Consider the following 19,298-nt stretch of genomic DNA (forward strand, 5'->3'; position numbering starts at 1 on the left):
GATGCCCTTGCCGTCTCGGGTGGGCTCGTCGTCGTGGCCGTCGCTTCCAGCCTCCAGCCTCACGGTCGGAGCGGCCGCCTCCCGCCGACTCCGCCGCCGCGCCCGCGCCCGCGACTCCGACCACCTCGCCGCAGCCCACGAGCGCGGCCGCCCTGCCTGCGACCACCAGCTCGGCGCGGGTCATGCTCAGTGCGGTCTCGACCACCTCGGGCACCGTCGCCGGAGGCACCAGCGTCACGCTCGAGGGCGCCAATCTCGATGCGGTCGCCGCAGTCCGCTTCGGCGAGGCCGAGGGGAGTGTCGCGGTCGAGAACCGCGACCAGATCACCGTCACCGCCCCGCCCGCGGCGGAGGAGACCGAGGGAGTCGTCCCCGTGGCCTTCTTCGACGCCGGCGGCAACCCGATCACCTTCGACGCCGTCACCGACTCCGCGGCGGCCGTGACCGTCGACGGTGCCCCCGCCGAGACCGTGCAGCCCGCCGCTGACATCGCGACCCCTGGGCCCACGGTCGCCGGGACGAGTGTCGCGGCCGCGGAGGCGCCGGTCCCGACAGCGACCGGCGTGCTCGCGAGCACGAAGGTCGTCGCATCGGCGATCAGCTTCGCGTACACGCCTGACCCCGCGATCGAGGCCGCGAAGGCCCAGGCCGCGCTCGACGCGAGCCGCCTCGCCTCGCAGCTCGACTACCTCCGCACCTACTGGAACGACTACAACACGGCCCAGTACGGAGTGATCCCGGGCAACGACTGCGTCAACTTCACCTCGCAGTCGCTGATCGCCCGCGGCTGGCAGATGGACGGCGAGTGGAACTATTCCGCTTCGGGCGGTTACAGCTCGGCCTGGGCGTCCTCGACCGCGTTCAACTCGTACCTAGCGGCGCATCCCGAGCGGGCCACGCCGCTCTCGAACTCGGAGCGGAGCCGGGTGAAGCCCGGCGACATCGTGCAGTTCGACTGGGACGGCTCCGGCGATTGGGACCATACGGGCGTCGTGACGAGCGTCTCCGGTAGCACGATCCTCTACTCCTCGCACACCGCGGACAACCACGACCAGAGCATCGACTCGGCCTCGGCCGGTCGGATCATGTTCTGGGGGATCTGACCACTCAGGAGGCGGACGCCCCGGCCCCCGCGCCTGCTCCCGCACGAGGAGGGGCCGCCCTCGCTCAGCGATGACGGCCCCTCCTCGTGCACTCCGGTCAGTTCTTGAAGACGTCCTTGACGTCCTCACCGACCTTCTTGGCCTGGGCCTTGGTCTGGTCCGCCTGGCCCTCGGCCTCGAGGCGCTCGTTGTCGGACAGCTTGCCGACCGTCTCCTTGGCCTTGCCGACCAGGTTCTCTGCCGCATTGCGGATCTTGTCGTCTGCACCCATGAGGGGCTCCTTCCGTTCGGTGGGGACATCCGCCGGCGAGTGCCGGGGAAGCGGTGGGGACGGGTCAGGCGACCCGGTCCTCCTTCGAGAAGCCGGCACGCGCACTCGAGGCCACCTCGAGCACGACCGGCAGGCGGGCGCCGAGCAGGGCGTCGAGGCTCTCGACCTCCTGATGCACGGCGTCGACGACGATGCGGGGCGAGACTCCGGCCCGGGGCAGGACGCGCACCTTGAGCGCGGTGTCCGAGCCGTGCCGGTACGCCGCGACCGTCACGTCGAGCAGCTCGGTGCGGCCGGCCAGGGCGTTCTCGAGGACGTCCTCAGCGAAGCCGGTCGCGATCTCGATCCCGCCGGCAGGTCCTCCCGCGGCCTCGTCGCGCAGCACGGTTCCGGTGCGGCCGCGGCCGTGAGAGAAGGCCATCACCAGGGCGAGGACGATGCCGACGAGGCAGATCCCGACGATCGCGTAGAGCGGCCAGAGGGCGGCCGTGTCGCTCCACGCCGTGCCCTGCTCGGGCGAGATCCGATCGACGAGTCGGGTGCCCTGCTCGTCGCCGAACGACGACACCTGGTCGCGCACGGGCTGCGAGACCGTGAGGAGGACGCGCCGGCGCTGACCGTGGCGAGCACGAGGCCCACGACGAGCAGGACGAAGCGGTTGACGAAGCGGTTGCTCGTGGTCATCAGATCCTCCCGGACTCGGATACCCGGACGGACGCCCGAGTGGCGGGCTTGGCCGCGATGCGAGCGAGCTCGTCGTCGACGGCGCTCTGCACCCGGTCGCGGTCGACCGCGATCCCTGAGGCGGGGGTCACCTCGATCAGCGCGGTGCGCCTACCGAGCGAGGCGCGGGTGTCCTCGCGGCGGGAGTGCGCGGCGGTCCGTGCGGTCCGGGCGAGGGCGGAGGCGATCACCGCATCGTCCACGACGACCGCCAGACGATCGTCCTCGACGGTGTGCCGGGCGCGGGTGCCGGGTGCCAGGGCGAGCACCAGGAGGATCAGCGCGAGCACTCCCGCGCCGACGGCCAGGCCGATCAGGGCCGGATTCGCCCAGTCGGCGACTCCGACGAGGGCGCCCAGAATCGCGGACGGAGCGGCGATCAGGGCCGGGGCGCCCACGATCGCCAGCACCGCCTCCGTGCCGACGTAGGCGGCGACCAGGGCGATCAGCACCAGGACGACAATCTGCGCCGCCGAGCGTGAGCGATGGGTCTCGCGGCGGAGGTAGCGGCGGTAGCGGGCGTCGGGGGCGCTGCCGCTGGCCGGTGATGCGGAGCTCATGCGACTCTCCTCGTGCTTCGAGTGCGGGTGCCGGTCACCCGGATGTCGACCCGGCTGACGGTGCGGCCCGTCAGCGCCTCCATACGGGAGGCGATGCGCGCGCGGTCGCCGTGCAGCCGTTCGAGCAGGGAGCCGCCGCCGGGGATGGCTCCCTGCTCGGCGACCACCGGGCTGGTGACGGCGAGCGCGAGGCCACCGTGGTCGTCCGAGAGCCGGACGCGGATCGACGAGACCTCGACGCCCAGCTCCTCGTGGACGATCGCCACGGCCGCGCGCTCGATGGAGCGGACGGTGATGGTGACGGTGCCCGCCACCGGAGATGCGGGACGCGTGTCGAGAGCGGTCACGAGGGGCTCCTAGCGGGAGGTGGTGCGGCCGCGGAACACGTCCACGAGACTGCGCACGTCGAGTGAGCCGTCGGCGATCCGCGCGATCACGGCGCCGAGCGCCATGAAGACGGCGGTGAGGACGAAGCCCCAGAAGCCGAACAGCAGGGCCGCGAAAGCGAGGACCGCGCCGATCGCGACCCCCGTCAGGGTGTTGCGGCCGCCGGGCGCGGTGGGGCGGGGGGAGGCGCCGAAGTCGCTCATCGGACGCGGCTCTCGGTCGCGTCGTCGTCCTTCTCGTCACCGGGGATGTGCACGTCGACGATGGCGACGTTGATCTCGGCGACGTCCATGCCCACCAGCTCGGTGATCGCCTCGGAGACGGCGGCCCGGACGGCGTCCGCGATCTGCTGCATCGGGACCGGGTACTCGACGACGAGCGTGACGTCGGCGGCGACCTGGGTCTCGCCGACCTCGACGCGCACGCCCTGGCCGTGGTCGGCGTTGCCGACGGCCTGACGGATCGCACCGAAGGCGCGGGCAGCGTTGTTGCCGAGGGCGAAGACTCCGGGGACCTCGCGGGCCGCGATGCCGGCGACCTTGGCGACGACGCCGTCGTCGATGACGGTCGTGCCCTGCGCCGTGCCGGATCCGCGCGAGCCGCCGAGGCTCGTCACGGTCTCGACGGTGGCCTTGTCGACGCGGGGGGTGGAGGGGGTGCGCGTGGTGTCGCTCATGGTGTCTCCTGGACGTCTTGTCGGCTGCGGGTGCTGGGCAGACCGGGATCGGGAAAGCCCGTCGGTTCTCCGCTGGGCTGTGCTTTCATGGGTAAGACGGCGCCCGGAGGGTGTTCGTCACGGTGCGGAGTGAACTTTTTCCTGACCGTTGCCTGACAGCCATCCGGCACCAGGGTCGAGCGAGCGGAGCGGGGAGGCGCCATGGCCGGTCTGGATTCGGCGACCGACGCGCTGCTCGCCGAGCGCTCCGCCGAGGGCGACGTGCGTGCCTTCGAGGTGCTGGTCAAACGGCACCAGTCGATCCTCCGCGCCTACGCGTGGCGCCTCACCGGCTCGCAGGCGGACGCCTCCGACGCCGTTCAGAACGCGCTGATCACCGTGTGGGCGCAGCTGCCCCAGCTCAGGGAGCCGGCGAGCGTGCGCAGCTGGATGATGCGGATCGTCAGTAGGTCGAGCGTCGACCTGCTGCGCCAGCGCCACCCGACCGATGACGTCGACGCCGTGGAGCATCCGGCGTCCCGCGAGCCGGGCCCGTTCGAGACCGCCGAACGCAGTGACGCCATGCGGGCGCTCGCGCGCGCGCTCGCGGAGCTGCCGGAGTCGCAGCGCCAGTGCTGGCTGCTGCGCGAGGTGGGCGGGGAGTCGTACCACGAGATCGCCCAGCATCTCGGCCTCACGGTCACGGCTGTGCGGGGCAAGCTGGCCCGCGCGCGCGAGTCGCTGGTCGTGGCGATGGAGGACTGGCGATGAGGGAGCAGACGCGATGAACGCGGACCAGATCCCCGGCGTCCCCGAGCGGGACGACGGGCAGGAGCGCGCCGGCGAGCGCGATGTCGCGCTGCCCGCGACCACGGAGCCGGAGGGGACGGGACGGGCGGACCCCGAGCCGGGCACGTCCGAGCCGGACGGCATCGGCATCGACGAGCTGAGCGACTACCTCGATCACGGCCGCTCCCCGTACGACCCCGCGATCGAGGAGTCGCCCGAGCACCGCCGCACCCTCCAGGCGCTCGAGCGGGTCCGCACGCTCTCCGGGGCGCTCATCGACGACGACGCCGCCCGCCTCCCGGTGCCGGAGGAGAGCTGGTTCGGCTCGATCCTCGCCCAGGTGCGGCGGGAGGCGCGCGCCGGCCGCGACATCCCGTTCGCCAGCGTGCAGCCGGACGTCTCGCTGACGATCACCGAGGGGGCCGTCCGTGGACTCGTGCGTGAGGCCGGCGACAGCGTGCCTGGCGTGCTCGTCGGCCGGTGCAGACTTCTCGGCGACGTCGCCGAGCCCGGGGCGGAGGTCGTCGTGGAGCTGACGATCTCGGTCTTCTGGGGCGTGCCGATCGCCCGGGCCGCGCAGCAGGTCCGCGAGCGCGTGCACTCGCGGCTGCTGACGCAGACCGAGCTGCGCGTCTCGACCATCGACGTCCGCGTGGAGGACGTCTACGTCCCGGGAACGGAGGAGTCGTGAGTGCGCGGCGCGCGGTGAGCCCCTCCGCCGCTCTCGCCGGCGAGTTGCGCCTGCTCGACGGAGTCGCGACCCTCGTCCCCGCGCGGCACGAGGCGCGCGACGTGCTCGCCCACGCCGCGACGGCGCTCAGCGCGACAGGCCTCGCGATCGAGCCCGTGGGTACCGCCAGCGGCGGCACCTTCGCCGATCCCGTCCTGGTGCGGGTGTCGGGCGAGGAGGTGTCGGTGGCCGTCGACGTCTGCGTGACGGCCGAGGCCTCGGCGCCCGACGTCGCCCGTGCGGTCGGAGCCGCGGTCCGCGACTGGTGCCTCCGCGAGCATCCGCAGCGTGCTCCGCGGGTGACGGTGCGGATCGCCGCGATCGACTAGAGCGCGGCGTCAGCCCCGCCGCGGACCCGGCGCGCCGTCGTGATCGGCGAGGAACGCCTCCGTCTCGGCCGCGGTCGGCGCCGACACCGCCGCTCCGTGGCGAGTCACCGACAGGGCGGCCGCTGCGCTCGCCCAGCGGACGAGGGCGACCAGCTGATCCGGATCGTCGAGCCGGCTGCCGCTCGCGGCCAACCGCGCCGCGAACGCGCCGCAGAAGGTGTCGCCGGCTCCGGTCGTGTCGACCGCCTCCACTCGGAACGCGGGGCGGCGGACGGGCTCCCGGTCACGGACCGCGACGACCGCGCCGTCCGAGCCCAGTGTGACGATCACGAGCGGCACCAGGGCGGTGAGCGCCGAAGCGAGCGCCTCCTCGTCCGGCGCAGTGATCGCGCGGTCAGCGGCGAGCTCGCGCGCCTCGTGCTCGTTGACGATCAGCACATCGAGCGCCGCCAGCAGTTCCTCGGGCAGCGGCCCGATCGGGGCCGCGTTCAGGATCGACACGGTGCCGTTCGCGCGGGCAGTGCGTGCCGCCTCCGTCACGGTGGCCATCGGGATCTCGAGCTGCAGCAGCACGGCGTCCGCCTCGGCGAGGAGGCGCGACTCCTCCTCGGTCGGGTCGACCAGCGCCGCGTTGGCGCCGGAGTCGACGACGATCGCGTTCTCGCCGTGCTCGTCGACGGTGATCTGGGCTGTGCCGGTGTGCTCGTCACCCCGGCGTGCCCTCAGTTCGAGCGGTTCGCGGTGCAGCACGCCGGCCAGCTCGTCGCCCGCGGAGTCCCGGCCGAGGCTGGTGATGAAGACGGTTCCCGGCTTGGTGCGGGCGGCGGCGACGGCCTGGTTGAGTCCCTTCCCTCCCGGGAAGGTGCGGGCGTCCAGGGCGAGCACGGTCTCGCCCGGCGCGGGGATCCGGGCGACCCGGTGGACGTGGTCGAGGTTGGCGCTGCCGAGGACGAGGAGGGACATGCCTCGACGCTAGGGCACGCGCAAGGGGGTCCGCGCTCGTTCAGCCGCCCCTACGGTGGAGTCATGGACACTCGAATCCTCGGCCGCACCGATGCGCCCGTCTCCGTCGTCGGCCTCGGAACCTGGCAGCTCGGTGCCGACTGGGGGGATGTCGCCGAGGGTGATGCGCTCGCCGTGCTCGACGCTGCCGTGGAGTCGGGGGTCACCCTCTTCGACACCGCCGATGTCTACGGCGACGGTCGCAGTGAGCGCACGATCGGCGCCTACCGCACCGCGCATCCCGACGCGCCGGTCTTCGTGGCGACCAAGATGGGACGCCGCGTCGAGCAGATCCCCTCAAGCTACGTGCTCGAGAACTTCCGCGCCTGGACCGACCGTTCGCGCGCGAACCTCGGCGTCGAGACGCTCGATCTCGTGCAGCTGCACTGCCCGCCCACGGCCGTCTACTCCGACGACGCGGTCTTCGACGCGCTCGACACCCTCGTCGCTGAGGGCGCGATCGCGGCATACGGCGTCTCGGTCGAGCGTACGGAGGAGGCGCTCACCGCGATCGCGCGGCCGAACGTCGCGAGCGTGCAGATCATCCTGAACGCGTTCCGCCTCAAGCCGCTCGACGCGGTGCTGCCGGCGGCCAGAGAGGCCGGGGTCGGCATCCTCGCGCGGGTCCCGCTCGCCTCAGGACTGCTGAGCGGCCGGTACACGACCGAGACCGCCTTCGCGCCGGAGGACCACAGGAACTACAACCGCGACGGCTCCGCCTTCGACGTGGGCGAGACCTTCTCGGGCGTCGACTTCGCGACGGGAGTCGAGGCGGCGCAGGAGTTCTCGCGCCTGGCCGAGGACCACGGACTGGCGCCGGCCGCCGCCGCCCTGGCCTGGATCCTCCAGCAGGACGGCGTCACCTCGGTGATCCCGGGGGCCCGCTCGCCCGAGCAGGCCCGCGCCAACGCGGCCGCCGCCTCCGCTGCACCCCTCGGCCCTGCCTTCATGGAGGCCGTGAACGCTCTCTACGACACCCGCTTCCGTCCCACCGTCCACCCCCGCTGGTAGCCCCCGCGCGGCAGCCCCTCATGAGGTGCCCGAGAATGCCGTCGATCTCGCGATTCGTGTGCATTCTCGGGCACCTCAGGTGCGGAGCGCCGCTCGGACGAGCGCGACGACGGCCGGGAGATCGGCGAGATCGTCGGCGGTGAGCTCGATCACGTTCCATCCGGCGGCACGCAGACGACCCGTGCGGGCGCGGTCCTTCCGCCAGCGGCCGCGCTCGACGCGGTGGTAGTCGCCGTGGTACTCGATGACGACCCGGGCCCAGGCGATGCAGAGATCGACCCGGGCGAGAAAGCCGCCCGACGAGTCGCGGATGACCACGTTGGCCTCGATGCCTCGGACGCCGGCCGTGACGAGGGCTACCCGGACGAGTGATTCGGGCCGAGACTCCGCTCGCCCGTCGAGGAGCCCGATCGCACGGCGGAGCCTGCTCAGACCGCGTCGGCTCGGGTAGCGCTCGCTCGCGGATCGCAACTCGTCGGGGGCCGTGAGCCGGAGATGGAGGAGGAAGTCACCCACGGCGACCAGATCGGCGACCTCCAGGGCGCTCCCGAGGTCGCACCACGTCCGCGCCGGGGAGGTGAGGCGCCCACGACGGCCGACGAGGACGTCGCCGGGACGGAAAGTCAGCGTGCGCCCTGCGATCCCCGTCGCGTGCGGTGCGCGGCGTGGGGCCTCGACGGCGATGTCCAGTACGGACCGCTCCTCCCAGCCGGGCGGCAGTGGAGCACCCCACAGCAGGGCGGCGGTGGGACCGCACACGACGGCACCCTCACCGAGGCGGAGCAGGACCGCTGCGCACCGGTCGACGAGGTCTTTCGCTTCCGTCACCGACCTGATGCCGTACGTCGGAGCGCTGAAGCGGGGCCCGCGCAGGACCCCCGCCGACACACCGGCCGCCCGTGCCTCCGATACAGGAAACAGGTCCCGCGGCCACTCGTCGTTCTGCATGCGCCCACCTTGCCCGGGGACGCTCCTCCGCGTGCGTCGCTCTCCACAGGAGACGACTGAAGTGCCCGAGAATGCTGCGATTCCGTCGACTCGTCAGCATTCTCGGGCACCTCAGTCGGGCCTGTGGCGTGAGGGGTTCAGCGCGGCGTCCACGATCGTGCGGGCCTCGGCCTGCACCTCGTGCAGGTGGTCGAGGCCGCGGAAACTCTCGGCGTAGATCTTGTAGACGTCCTCGGTGCCGGAGGGGCGTGCGGCGAACCACGCGTCCTCGGTGACGACTTTCACGCCTCCGACGGCCGCGCCGTTGCCGGGGGCCTTCGAGAGGGTCGCGGTGATCTCGGACCCGGCGAGCGTGGTCGCCGTGATCGCACCGCCGTCGAGCCGGCCGAGCGCCGCCTTCTGCGCCTTCGTCGCCACCGCATCCACGCGCTCGTAGACCGGATCGCCGAAGCGCTCGGTCAGCTCCCGGTACAGAGCTGAAGGGCTCTTCCCGGTGACGGCGACGATCTCGGAGGCGAGCAGTGCCAGCAGGATGCCGTCCTTGTCGGTGGTCCAGACAGTGCCGTCGAAGCGGAGGAACGAGGCCCCCGCCGACTCCTCGCCGCCGAAGCCGACCGAGCCGTCGACCAGTCCGGGGACGAACCACTTGAAGCCGACCGGGACCTCCCAGAGGCGTCGGCCCAGCGACTGGGCCACGCGGTCGATAATCGAGGAGGAGACCAGCGTCTTGCCGATCGCCGCGTCCTCGCGCCAGCCGGTGCGGTGGCGGTACAGGTAGTCGATCGCGACGGCCAGGTAGTGGTTGGGGTTCATCAGCCCGCCGTCCGGGGTGACGATGCCGTGGCGGTCGGCGTCCGCGTCGTTGCCGGTGAGGATGTCGAAATCGCCGGCGCGCGCGACCACCGAGGCCATCGCGCTGGGGGAGGACGGGTCCATCCGGATCTTGCCGTCCCAGTCGAGGGTCATGAAGCCCCACGCTGGGTCGACCTCGCTGTTGACGACCGTCAGGTCGAGCTCGTACATCTCGGCGATGAGCTGCCAGTAGTGCACGGAGGCGCCGCCCAGCGGATCGGCCCCGATGTGCACGCCCGCCTTCCTGATCGCGTCGATGTCGATGATGTTCTTCAGGTCCGCGACGTAGTGCGTGCGGTAGTCGTAGGTCTCGACGGCGCTGGGCTCGGCCGCGCGCACGCCCCGGTTGCCATCGGCGATGAGCTCGTTGGCGCGGTCCGCGATCCAGGTCGTCGCGTCGGAGTCGGCGGGGCCGCCGTGCGGCGGGTTGTACTTGAAGCCGCCGTCGCGGGGCGGGTTGTGCGAGGGGGTCACCACGATCCCGTCGGCTCGGTCGGCGTGCGCCGCGTCGGTGTTGTAGCGGAGGATCGCGTGGCTGAGCGCCGGCGTGGGCACGTAGTCGTCGAACTCGTCGACCAGCACGCGGACCCCGTTGCCCACCAGCACCTCGAGCGCAGTGGTGAGCGCCGGCCGCGAGAGCCCGTGCGTGTCCGCGCCGATGAACAGCGGCCCGGTGATGCCCTGCTCCGCCCGGTACTCCACGATCGCCTGCGTCACCGCGGCGATGTGGTCCTCGTTGAAGGCGGTGTCGAACGCCGAGCCGCGATGCCCCGAGGTGCCGAACACCACCTTCTGGGCCGGGTCGGAGACGTCCGGCTTGTTCTCGTAGTACGCCCTCACGAGGGCCTCGACGTCGATGAGATCGGAGGCCTGTGCCGGCTTCCCTGCGCGATCGGTCATGCCCTCCATAGTGGCAGTCCGCCCCCGCCGCCGGGTACCGCTGCTGGCTAGGCTTGCGCCATGCCCGACACTGCCGCAGCGACCCGTGCCTACAGCTACCTCGGGCCCCGCGGCACGTTCACGGAGGCGGCGCTCGCGCAGGTGCCGGAGGCGCGGGGGCAGCACTGGCACAGCGTCGCCAATGTGGGGGAGGCGCTCAACGACCTGGTCTCGGGGCGTAGCGACGGGGCGGTCATCGCCATCGAGAACTCGGTCGAGGGCGGAGTGACGGCCACGCAGGACGCGCTGGCGCGGATCCCGGGGCTGCGCATCGTCGGCGAGTACCTGGTGCCGGTGTCGTTCATCCTCGTCGGGCGCCCCGGCGCGCGGCTTGAGGAGGTGCGGACGGTCGCCGCGCATCCGGTCGCGTACGGCCAGTGCCGCGTCTGGCTCGACCGCGAGATCCCGAGCCACGAGCACCTGCCCGCGTCGAGCAACGTCCAGGCCACCGTCGATCTGCTGGGCGGATCGCCCGCGCAGGCCGCCATCGCACCCCCGGGCATCGTCGCCCACCACGACGTGAGCGTCCTCGCCGAGCGGATCGGCGACAATCCGGACGCGGTCACCCGCTTCGTGCACGTGTCGCGCTCCCGTGCCCTTCCCGAGCCCACGGGTGCCGACAAGACCAGCGTGATCGCCGAGCTGCCGGCCGACGAGCCGGGTGCTCTGCTCGACCTGCTCGAGCAGTTCGCGACCCGCGGAGTGAATCTGAGCATGATCCAGTCGCGGCCGATCGGAGACGCCCTGGGCCGCTACCGTTTCGTCATCGACCTCGACGGCCACGTGCAGGACGAGCGCGTCGCCGATGCCCTGATGGGCGTGCGGCGCTTCAGCCCGGAGGTGATCTTCCTCGGCTCGTACCCGCGCGCTGACCGCCGACCGGTCACCTCTGTGCGACGCTACGACGACGAGGTGTTCATCGAGGCCCGCGACTGGCTGCGCGGGATCCTCGCCCACGAGCCGGAGGTCGACGATGACTGACGACGCCGAGACCGGCGAACGGATCGATCCGCGCTACGACCCCGCCTTCCAGCGCGGCTTCGGGGGAGGGGTGCAGCGGTTGCGCACGGACGAGCGGGCGTTCGCCCGGCCGGGGACGGGAGCCGCAGCCCCTACCGGCTCCGCAGCGCCCGGCGCGCCGTCAGCGCCCGCTCGGCGTGCGGCGCCGGTACCGGCCGACCAGGCCGGGAGCCGGCGCTCGCGGCGGATCGGCGAGGAGCCTCCGCTCGCCCCGACGGAGCCCCAGGCCTCGTCTCCGGACGTGCCCGTCTCGGGCGCACCCGCTCGCGAGGCCCCGCTGCTCCGGAACCCCTGGCTCCTCGTGCTCCTCGCTGCCGGACTCGTCGGCACGGTACTCGGCCTCGTCCTCCTGTCCGCCGGGTACTCGTCGCCGCCTCCGCCCTACTACGGCGACTCCGACGTCCCCCAGCCCGAGTGGATCCAGCGGCAGCTCCTCTACTACTCGTGTATCCCGCTGCTGGGCTGCCTGCCGGGATCGATCCTGATCGCGATCGGCGTGGCCGCGCTGCGGTGGAGGGGCGTGCCTGCGCCCCGGAGCGCCGGTGAGTCGCCGGAGCAGGCCGCGCTCCTCGTCGCGGAACCTCAGACCCCCGAGGCCCCGAAGAGCAGCCCCAGCAGGTAGGTGATCAGGGCGGCGCCGTAGCCGATGCCGAGCTGGCGCAGCGCGCGGGACAGCGGCGCCGCGCCCGAGAGCAGCCCGACGATCGCGCCCGTCGCGAGCAGCGCGATCCCGACCAGGACGCAGGCGACGACGACGGCCGCGAGTCCGGTGAGTCCCAGCAGGTACGGCAGCACGGGGATGACCGCTCCGGAGGCGAAGAAGCAGAAGCTCGAGAGCGCCGCGCCCATCCCGGTGCCGACCGACTCGTGCTCGTCGACGTCCGGAGCGGCGGACGGGCCGCCGAGGGTGATCGGCGAGGTGACGGCGCCTCCCCGCAGGCCGGTGAAGACGGAGGCGGCCCGCGCGTCCGCCTGCTCCTGCGTCATCCCGCGCGCCCGGTAGACCAGCGCGAGCTCGTTCGCGTCGACGTCGAGGTCCGGCACGACGCGGTTCGTGTCGAGGTCGGGGCTGGAGGCCGAGAGCAGCTCGCGCTGCGAGCGCACCGAGACGAACTCGCCCGCGCCCATCGAGAGAGCGCCCGCGAGCAGCCCCGCGATGCCGGTGAAGAGGACCACGCTCGTGGCGACTCCGCTCGCCCCGACGCCGAGCACCAGGGCGAGGTTCGAGACCAGCCCGTCGTTCGCGCCGAACACCGCGGCGCGGAACGTGCCGGACATCCGCGAGCGGCCGCGCTCCGCGAGCCCGCGCACGACCTCGCCGTGGATCCGCTCGTCGGCCGCCATCGCCTCGGTGGCGTCGTCATCGTCGGCGTAGGGGGAGCGGGCCTCGGCGCGCTGGATCAGCGCGAGCACGAACACCGAGCCGAAGCGGCGGGTGAGGAAGCCCAGCAGGCGCGTGCGCACGTCGGCCCGCGGAGCCGGATCGGCCGCGGGGCCGAGCAGCTCGCGCCAGTGCTCCTCGTGCCGCCCCTCCGCCACGGCGAGCGCGAGCAGGATCTCGCGCTCCTCGCCCGTGCGGCGGCCGGCCAGATCGCGGTAGACCGCGGCCTCGGCCAGCTCGTCGGCGAGGTAGCGGCGCCAGCGGCGCACCTGGGCGGGACTGGGCGTGGGGAGGGTGGTCGCCATGCGATCTCCTGGGGTAGGCCCGCCGACCCGCGCGAGAGGACCGGTCAGGACGTGCGTCGACTGACCGAAGGTCTCGTTCGCCCCGACCGCTCTGGCCGGGGTGGAGCGCCGGGCCCGGATCGTTCCGGACCAGCATGTCGACGCGCCTCGTCGCCCGCTCGGCGGACGGTGGGAACTACTCCCCTTCGCGGGGACCACCGTAGCCCAGATCGCCGGCCGCTCGCGCGCCTCCTCTACACTGCTGGGGTGATTGATGCCGTCCTTCTGCGCGAGAACCCGGATGTCCTGAAGCGCTCGCAGGAGGCGCGCGGCGATTCCGTCGAGCTGGTCGACGAGGCGCTCGAGGCCGATCGCGTGCGCCGCGCGGCGATCACCGAGGCGGAGCGCCTGCGCGCCGAGCAGAACGCCTTCGGCAAGACCGTCGCGAAGGCGCCGAAGGACGAGAAGGCGGCCCTCGTCGCCGAGGCGCAGCGCCTCGCCGCTGCCGCCAAGCAGGCCCAGCAGGAGGCGTCCGAGGCCGACGGTGCCTTCACCGCGCTGGTCAAGCGGATCGCCAACCCGATCATCGAGGGCGTCCCCGCGGGCGGCGAGGAGTCGTTCGAGCTCGTGAGGACCGTCGGCGAGCGTCCGGCCTTCGACTTCGCCCCGCGCGACCACCTCGAGCTCGGCGAGCTGCTGGACGGCATCGACATGCAGCGCGGCGCGAAGGTCAGCGGCGCGCGCTTCTACTTCCTCAAGGGCCTCGTCGCCCGTCTCGAGATCGCCCTGATGAACCTGGGCCTCGAGAAGGCGCTCGCCGCGGGCTTCACCCCGCTGATCACGCCGACCCTCGTGCGCCCCGAGATCATGGACGGCACCGGTTTCCTCGGCGAACACGACGACGAGGTGTACCGCCTGCGCGACGACGACCTCTACCTCACCGGCACCAGCGAGGTCGCCCTCGCCGGGTACCACGCCGACGAGATCCTCGACCTCACCGCGGGCGCGAAGCGCTACGCCGGCTGGAGCACCTGCTACCGCCGCGAGGCCGGCTCGGGGGGCCGCGACACCCGCGGCATCATCCGCGTGCACCAGTTCAGCAAGCTCGAGATGTTCGTCTACACCCTCCCCGAGGACGCGGAGGCGGAGCACGCGCGCCTGCTGTCCTACCAGGAGGACATCCTGCAGAGTCTCGGCCTGCACTACCGCGTGATCGACACGGCGGCCGGCGACCTCGGCCAGAGCGCGGCGCGCAAGTTCGACGTCGAAGCATGGGTGCCCACCCAGGAGACCTACCGCGAGCTGACCTCGACCTCCAACTGCACCACGTTCCAGGCCCGCCGCCTCGACACCCGCTACCGCACCGAGTCGGGGAGGACGGCTCCGGTCGCCACCCTCAACGGCACCCTCGCGACGACGCGCTGGATCGTGGCCCTGCTCGAGACCCATCAGCGCGCCGACGGCTCGGTGCTCGTGCCCGAGGCTCTGCGGCCCCACCTCGGCGGCCTCGAGGTCCTCGAGCCGGTCGCATGAGCGCGGTCCGCGCCTCCGGACGCCGCCTCGTCGCCCTCGACATCGACGGCACCGTCATGCACGAGGACGGCACGATCACCGACGCGGTGACCGAGGCCATCACGCGTCTCGCCGCCCGGGGCGACGAGGTCATGCTGGCGACCGGCCGCTCGCCCTCCTCCACCCTCCCGGTCGTGGCGCGTCTGGGCATCGCGCCCGAGTACGTCGTCTGCTGCAACGGAGCGGTCACCCTGCGCCGCGATCCCGAGGGCGGCTACCGCACCGAGATCGTCGAGACCTTCGACCCGACCGACGTCCTCGAGACCATCCGCCGCTCCCTCCCCGCCGCGCACTACGCGGTCGAGGACGCTGACGGCGCGTTCTTCTACACCGAGGCGTTCCCCGGCGGAGCCGTGATGGGCGCCGCGACGACGCACGTCCCCTTCGAGGAGCTGCTCGGCCGCCTCTGCACGCGCGTCGTCGTGATCTCGCCCGAGACCGGCATCGACGAGTTCACCACCCTGGTCGAGGAGATGGGCCTGCACCAGGTCAGCTACGCGATCGGCTGGACCGCGTGGCTCGACATCGCCCCGCACGGCGTCAACAAGTCGACCGCCCTCGAGATCGTGCGCCAGGAGCTGGGCATCGAGCGGAGCGACGTGGTCGCGCTGGGCGACGGCCGCAACGACATCGAGATGCTCACCTGGGCCGCCGAGGAGGGCGCTGGCCTGGCGATGGGCCAGGCGCCCGACGAGGTGCGCGCGGTGGCCTCCGCCGTGATCCCCACCGTGCACCAGGACGGCGTGGCGGTGGCGCTCTCAGCGCTGCGCTGAGGGCGGGGTCCTGCGCAACGAAGGCTGAGAGGCGCCCAGAGCCGTTGCAGCCGCCGATCGGAGCTCCCGGCCTTCGTTGTGACGGAGTTCGGCGCACGCCGTCCTCCTCCGGCTCGCCCGGGCCCGGCGCCCGCCGGTTACTATCGGGTGTCGCTCCTGCGGGAGCGGCCAGGAGGGCTGTCCGAGCGGCCGATGGAGCCAGTCTTGAAAACTGGTGGGCAGAGATGTCTCGTGGGTTCGAATCCCACGCCCTCCGCCACGCAGGACGTCACCGTCCCGGGAGTCGCGTTTCCCGCGTGGACCGACCTGTCCGCATCCTCACGGGAGATCCGCCGCCCGCGTTGCCGACGACCTTGCTAACGTCCGCCCATGTCGACTATCCGGCCCTCCTCCGACTCCACCCAGCCTGGCCGCCACTCCGGTGACCAGGTGGCACGCCTCCTCGCCGGGCTGGCCGATCGTGATCGCGACGTGCGCCAAGCATCGGCGCTCGCGCTCGGTGAGCGCGCCGACCGTGCCGCGGTGGGCGCGGTGCTCGCTCAGCTGTGGGAGGAACCCGACTTCTTCGTCCGCGACACGCTCACGTGGGCCGCGTCCCGGGTCGGACGCGAGGCCGTTCCGCTCGTCCGTGAGGCGCTCGCAGCCGATCGCCGGCCGGCCGTGCGCACGCAGGCGATGCATGTGCTGAGCAAGATCGCCGACCCGGCGACGATGGACGACATCTTGCCGTTGATCGACGACGGCGCCCCGGAGGTCGCCGCGAAGGCCCGCTGGGCCCTCTCGAGGCTCGGCGACCCTCGGGCCGTCCCCGTCCTCCTCCGACAGCTCGGGACCGGTGATGCGGAGGCGCAGAACGCGCTGACCGACGTCGTCGCCTCCTTCCGAGCAGCCGCCGTTCCGGGACTGATCGACGCGCTGGCCCACGCGGACCCCGCCGCCCGGCGGCATGCGGCGGAGGTGGTCGGCCACATCGGGAGTCCGCACGCTGAGCCGGCCCTCGCAGCGCTCCGGTCGGCCGCCGAGGGCCCGGACGTCGAGGTCGCCGTGTCGGCGCTGATGGCGGTCGGTGAGTTCTCGAGTCACGAGGCGCAACTCGTGATCGCCGACGCCACGCAGAGCGGCGAGCCGCGTGTCAGGGCGGTCGCGGAACGTCTGAGGTCCCGCCCGCCTCGCCGCTCCCGGCTCGAGACGCTCCAAGCAGTGCGCGCCGCTCGGCAGGCCGGCGCCTCCTGACCGGCCGACACCTCCTGAGGTGCTCTCCGAGCGCCGACGGGCGGAGCGGAGGGAGCCGGGAGCGCCCGTCGCCGGCACAGCGCCGTCCGCGGACCGCCAGGATCCTTTCGGGTCGCGCCACCCGTCTGTATAGGATTGCGCGATGCCCGGATGATCCCGGGTCCACATCTCCGCACCACTGACGCCTCGACACCGGGAGACGGATGCGCCGCACGCGCCCTTCGACACAGCGAACCATGCACGAGACCGTGCGCGCGCCGCGCCCGTTCGTGCGGCACGGGCGCCAGAAGCGGCACACGCTGGCCCGGACGCTGGTGAAGGCGGCCGCGGCCGTCGGCGGAGTCGGCGTCGTCGCCTCCGTATCGGTCGTCGCGATCGCCGCGACGCTGCTCGTGCAGTCCGCCCAGCCGTCGGTCGACCTGCATCCGGTCGCGGCGGGCTCGGGCGTCTCGGCCGGCGGTGCCCCCCAGATCGGGGCGCTCGAGGGCGGCTTCAACGTCCTCGTCGTCGGGAGCGACTCCCGCAAGGGACAGGGAGACGCGTACGGCGACCCCGACGCGGAGACCAGCGTCCTCAACGACGTCAACATGCTCCTGCACGTCTCTGCCGACCACAGCAACGCGACCATGGTCAGCTTCCCGCGAGACATGTACGTCGACATCCCGACCTGCGTGAACGCGGCGACGGGCGAGACCATCCCGGCCCGGTCCGACACCAAGATCAACGAGGCCATGGGCAAGGACGTCAGCCTCGGCTGCGTCGCTGGTGTGGTCGAGGACCTCCTCGGGATCAGGGTCGACTACGGCGCGGTCGTGCAGTTCAACGGCGTCATCGAGATGTCGAACGCAATCGGCGGAGTCGACGTCTGCGTCGCGACTCCGATCGACGACCCGTGGACGAACACCCATCTCGAGCCGGGCGTCCACTCGCTCGAGGGGATGGCGGCGCTGCAATTCCTCCGCAGCCGCCACGGCATCGGCGACGGCAGCGACCTCACCCGCATCAGCAATCAGCAGGTCTTCCTCTCGGCCCTCGTCCGCCAGGTGAAGAGCGCCGAGACGCTGCTCAACCCCGTCGCGCTCTACGGTCTCGCGAAGGCTGCGCTGGGCAACATGACGCTCTCGACCGAGCTCAACAACGTCAACACGATGGTGCAGATGGGCCTCGCCCTCCAGGACGTCGATCTCGCGAACGTGGTGTTCGCGCAGTATCCGACCGGCGCCACCCCGAGTGGAGTCGAGCCGAACCGCGCCGCGGGCGACGTGCTCGCGACGGCGCTGCAGACCGATCAGCCGATCGCCCTGACCGGAGGCACTGGCGCGGGAGCCACCGTCGAGGGCCAGGAGGCGGCGCCAGCCGCTCCTGCTGCGCCGGCCGGGCCTGCGACCGCCGACCCACTCGCGACGGCGGAGGCGACACCGGGCACGCCCGCGACGACTCCTGCGGGCGAATCCAAGGTTGCGCTGCCAGAATCGGTCACCGGCCAGAGCGCCGACCAGCAGACCTGCTCGGTCGGATTCTTCGGCTGAGCCGAGGGCGGGCGGTACAGCTGGTGCTCTCCCCCTCGTGCGCTGACTCCGGAGCGACACGCGCTCCGAAGCCGAGAGAGAGTACGACCCGATGAGCGATCGCGCGTCCACGAGGACCACCGCTGCCCGGCACGGCCGGCTGCGACGCCAGAGCGGAGTGCGCTTCGTCGCCCGGATCGTCGCGGCCTGCGTGGGCGTCGGGGTCCTCAGCACCGTCTGCATCATCGCCATCGCGGTCTCGATGATCGCGGGCAGCGCGCGCGCCTCCGTCGATCTCGGCATCGACACCGGTGACACCGCGCCCGAGATCGGCGCGATCGAGGGGGGCGTGAACATCCTGCTCGCGGGCAGCGACAGCGCCGACGGATCGGCCGCGGGTGCGTACGGAGACCGCTCCGAGAACCTCAACGACGTCACGATGCTGATGCACATCTCGGCCGATCACTCGACCGTCGAGGTGGTCAGCTTCCCGCGCGACCTCTACGTGCCGATCCCGTCGTGCACCGATCCGGCCACCGGAGCCGTCTCGCCGGCGGTGGACTCGGCCAAGATCAACACCTCGCTCGAGGCCGGCGGGCTGGCCTGCACGGTGCAGACGGTCGAGCAGCTCACCGGACTCGACATCCCCTATGCCGCTCTGATCCAGTTCGAGGGGGTCATCGAGATGTCGAACGCGGTCGGCGGAGTCGACGTCTGCGTCGCCTCGCCGATCGAGGACGAGTACACCGGCCTCAACCTCGACGCCGGCACTCACACTCTCGTCGGAGCCGAGGCGCTGGCGTTCCTGCGCACGCGGCACGGCGTCGGCGACGGCAGCGACCTGACCCGCATCTCGAGCCAGCAGGTCTACCTCTCGTCACTCGTGCGGAAGGTGAAGAGCGCCTCCACTCTCTCGAACCCCGTGAACCTCTACGGACTCGCCAGGGCGGCCGTCTCGAACATGCAGCTCTCGACCTCGCTCGAGAACGTCAACACGCTCGTCTCGATCGGACTCGCGGTGAAGGACGTCGACCTCGCGAACGTGGTCTTCGTGCAGTACCCGACCGTCATCGACGGTAACGGCGTCTACCCGAGTGCGGAGGCGGCGGCCTCGCTGAACGCCGCGCTCCTGGCCGACCAGCCGATCGCGCTGAGCGGGACCACAGGCGGGGGCTCGCAGGCGCCGGGGTCGACCCCCGCGCCGACGATCCGGCGCCACCGCGGCACC

At 72.3% G+C, this 19,298-nt stretch carries 23 protein-coding genes and 1 tRNA gene; 13 read left to right on the forward strand and 11 right to left on the reverse strand.

What is annotated here, in order from left to right:
* On the reverse strand, window positions 1–184 hold a 184-nt coding region (locus ACH61_RS18335), incomplete at its 3' end, for a hypothetical protein (RefSeq protein ID WP_236713608.1).
* Here ACH61_RS18335 and ACH61_RS08500 point away from each other — a divergent pair.
* A complete protein-coding gene (locus ACH61_RS08500; RefSeq protein ID WP_068211052.1) occupies window positions 183–1,103 on the forward strand; it encodes an amidase domain-containing protein in 921 nt (306 codons plus the stop codon). The genes ACH61_RS18335 and ACH61_RS08500 overlap by 2 nt on opposite strands.
* Window positions 1,104–1,200: 97 nt before the next feature.
* On the opposite strand, the gene ACH61_RS08505 is transcribed toward ACH61_RS08500, so the two are convergent.
* The 6 genes from ACH61_RS08505 to ACH61_RS08530 form a co-directional block, all read right to left on the reverse strand.
* Window positions 1,201–1,374, reverse strand: a complete 174-nt coding sequence (locus tag ACH61_RS08505) for a CsbD family protein (protein ID WP_068211055.1) — start codon at window positions 1,372–1,374, stop codon at window positions 1,201–1,203.
* Window positions 1,375–1,438: 64 nt separating this feature from the next.
* Window positions 1,439–1,954 (reverse strand): hypothetical protein, encoded by a 516-nt coding sequence (locus ACH61_RS08510; protein ID WP_153038826.1) that lies wholly within the window; start codon window positions 1,952–1,954, stop codon window positions 1,439–1,441.
* Between the two features lie 103 nt (window positions 1,955–2,057).
* A complete protein-coding gene (locus tag ACH61_RS08515; protein ID WP_068211061.1) occupies window positions 2,058–2,657 on the reverse strand; it encodes a hypothetical protein in 600 nt (199 codons plus the stop codon).
* Window positions 2,654–3,004, reverse strand: coding sequence for a hypothetical protein (locus ACH61_RS08520; RefSeq protein ID WP_068211065.1), 351 nt, complete (start codon window positions 3,002–3,004; stop codon window positions 2,654–2,656). The genes ACH61_RS08515 and ACH61_RS08520 overlap by 4 nt, the downstream gene beginning before the upstream one ends.
* 9 nt (window positions 3,005–3,013) lie before the next feature.
* Complete coding sequence (locus ACH61_RS08525) at window positions 3,014–3,247, reverse strand: DUF2273 domain-containing protein (protein ID WP_068211068.1); 234 nt, start codon at window positions 3,245–3,247, stop codon at window positions 3,014–3,016.
* Complete coding sequence (locus tag ACH61_RS08530; RefSeq protein ID WP_068211071.1) at window positions 3,244–3,720, reverse strand: Asp23/Gls24 family envelope stress response protein; 477 nt, start codon at window positions 3,718–3,720, stop codon at window positions 3,244–3,246. The genes ACH61_RS08525 and ACH61_RS08530 overlap by 4 nt, the downstream gene beginning before the upstream one ends.
* A gap of 201 nt (window positions 3,721–3,921) precedes the next feature.
* On the opposite strand from ACH61_RS08530, the gene ACH61_RS08535 reads away from it, so the two are divergent.
* The 3 genes from ACH61_RS08535 to ACH61_RS08545 are packed head-to-tail and all read left to right on the forward strand — an operon-like array spanning window position 3,922 to window position 5,547.
* Entirely contained in the window at window positions 3,922–4,470 is a 549-nt protein-coding gene (locus ACH61_RS08535; protein WP_068211075.1) for an RNA polymerase sigma factor, read from the forward strand.
* Between the two features lie 13 nt (window positions 4,471–4,483).
* A complete protein-coding gene (locus tag ACH61_RS08540; protein WP_082845140.1) occupies window positions 4,484–5,179 on the forward strand; it encodes an Asp23/Gls24 family envelope stress response protein in 696 nt (231 codons plus the stop codon).
* Window positions 5,176–5,547: a hypothetical protein gene (locus ACH61_RS08545; RefSeq protein WP_068211077.1), complete on the forward strand. Its 372-nt coding sequence runs from the start codon at window positions 5,176–5,178 to the stop codon at window positions 5,545–5,547. The genes ACH61_RS08540 and ACH61_RS08545 overlap by 4 nt, the downstream gene beginning before the upstream one ends.
* A 9-nt stretch (window positions 5,548–5,556) precedes the next feature.
* Here ACH61_RS08545 and ACH61_RS08550 read toward each other — a convergent pair whose 3' ends face one another.
* Window positions 5,557–6,510, reverse strand: coding sequence for a ribokinase (locus ACH61_RS08550; protein WP_068211080.1), 954 nt, complete (start codon window positions 6,508–6,510; stop codon window positions 5,557–5,559).
* A 63-nt stretch (window positions 6,511–6,573) separates the two neighbouring features.
* Here ACH61_RS08550 and ACH61_RS08555 point away from each other — a divergent pair, with 63 nt between their 5' ends.
* The gene (locus ACH61_RS08555; protein WP_068211083.1) at window positions 6,574–7,560 is read left to right on the forward strand and encodes an aldo/keto reductase; all 987 of its coding nucleotides are present in this window, start codon (window positions 6,574–6,576) and stop codon (window positions 7,558–7,560) included.
* A 75-nt stretch (window positions 7,561–7,635) separates the two neighbouring features.
* Here ACH61_RS08555 and ACH61_RS08560 read toward each other — a convergent pair whose 3' ends face one another.
* Both ACH61_RS08560 and pgm read right to left on the reverse strand, forming a co-directional pair.
* Window positions 7,636–8,508 carry an endonuclease domain-containing protein gene (locus ACH61_RS08560; protein ID WP_068211086.1) on the reverse strand — a complete coding sequence of 291 codons (873 nt, stop codon included), beginning with the start codon at window positions 8,506–8,508 and terminating at the stop codon, window positions 7,636–7,638.
* Between the two features lie 111 nt (window positions 8,509–8,619).
* Entirely contained in the window at window positions 8,620–10,260 is a 1,641-nt protein-coding gene (pgm, locus tag ACH61_RS08565) for a phosphoglucomutase (alpha-D-glucose-1,6-bisphosphate-dependent) (RefSeq protein ID WP_068211113.1), read from the reverse strand.
* Window positions 10,261–10,320: 60 nt separating this feature from the next.
* Between pgm and pheA the strand changes: the two genes are divergently transcribed.
* Both pheA and ACH61_RS08575 read left to right on the forward strand, forming a co-directional pair.
* Entirely contained in the window at window positions 10,321–11,280 is a 960-nt protein-coding gene (gene pheA, locus ACH61_RS08570; RefSeq protein ID WP_068211089.1) for a prephenate dehydratase, read from the forward strand.
* The gene (locus ACH61_RS08575; protein WP_068211092.1) at window positions 11,273–11,941 is read left to right on the forward strand and encodes a hypothetical protein; all 669 of its coding nucleotides are present in this window, start codon (window positions 11,273–11,275) and stop codon (window positions 11,939–11,941) included. The genes pheA and ACH61_RS08575 overlap by 8 nt, the downstream gene beginning before the upstream one ends.
* Here ACH61_RS08575 and ACH61_RS08580 read toward each other — a convergent pair.
* The gene (locus ACH61_RS08580) at window positions 11,902–13,005 is read right to left on the reverse strand and encodes a VIT1/CCC1 transporter family protein (RefSeq protein WP_068211095.1); all 1,104 of its coding nucleotides are present in this window, start codon (window positions 13,003–13,005) and stop codon (window positions 11,902–11,904) included. The genes ACH61_RS08575 and ACH61_RS08580 overlap by 40 nt on opposite strands.
* A 246-nt stretch (window positions 13,006–13,251) precedes the next feature.
* On the opposite strand from ACH61_RS08580, the gene serS reads away from it, so the two are divergent.
* The 6 genes from serS to ACH61_RS08610 all read left to right on the forward strand — a co-directional run.
* A complete protein-coding gene (serS, locus tag ACH61_RS08585; RefSeq protein ID WP_068211098.1) occupies window positions 13,252–14,517 on the forward strand; it encodes a serine--tRNA ligase in 1,266 nt (421 codons plus the stop codon).
* A complete protein-coding gene (locus tag ACH61_RS08590) occupies window positions 14,514–15,329 on the forward strand; it encodes an HAD family hydrolase (RefSeq protein ID WP_068211101.1) in 816 nt (271 codons plus the stop codon). The genes serS and ACH61_RS08590 overlap by 4 nt, the downstream gene beginning before the upstream one ends.
* A 171-nt stretch (window positions 15,330–15,500) precedes the next feature.
* Window positions 15,501–15,588 (forward strand) — tRNA-Ser (locus ACH61_RS08595).
* 110 nt (window positions 15,589–15,698) lie between these two features.
* On the forward strand, window positions 15,699–16,562 hold the full coding sequence (locus ACH61_RS08600) for a HEAT repeat domain-containing protein (protein WP_082845141.1): 864 nt from the start codon (window positions 15,699–15,701) through the stop codon (window positions 16,560–16,562).
* 236 nt (window positions 16,563–16,798) lie between these two features.
* The gene (locus ACH61_RS08605) at window positions 16,799–18,091 is read left to right on the forward strand and encodes an LCP family protein (protein WP_068211104.1); all 1,293 of its coding nucleotides are present in this window, start codon (window positions 16,799–16,801) and stop codon (window positions 18,089–18,091) included.
* A 91-nt stretch (window positions 18,092–18,182) separates the two neighbouring features.
* Window positions 18,183–19,298 (forward strand): LCP family protein (locus ACH61_RS08610; protein ID WP_068211107.1); only part of this gene is annotated, 1,116 nt, incomplete at its 3' end.

Origin of the sequence: Rathayibacter tanaceti (genome assembly GCF_001634385.1) — a bacterium.
Taxonomy (GTDB): domain Bacteria; phylum Actinomycetota; class Actinomycetes; order Actinomycetales; family Microbacteriaceae; genus Rathayibacter; species Rathayibacter tanaceti.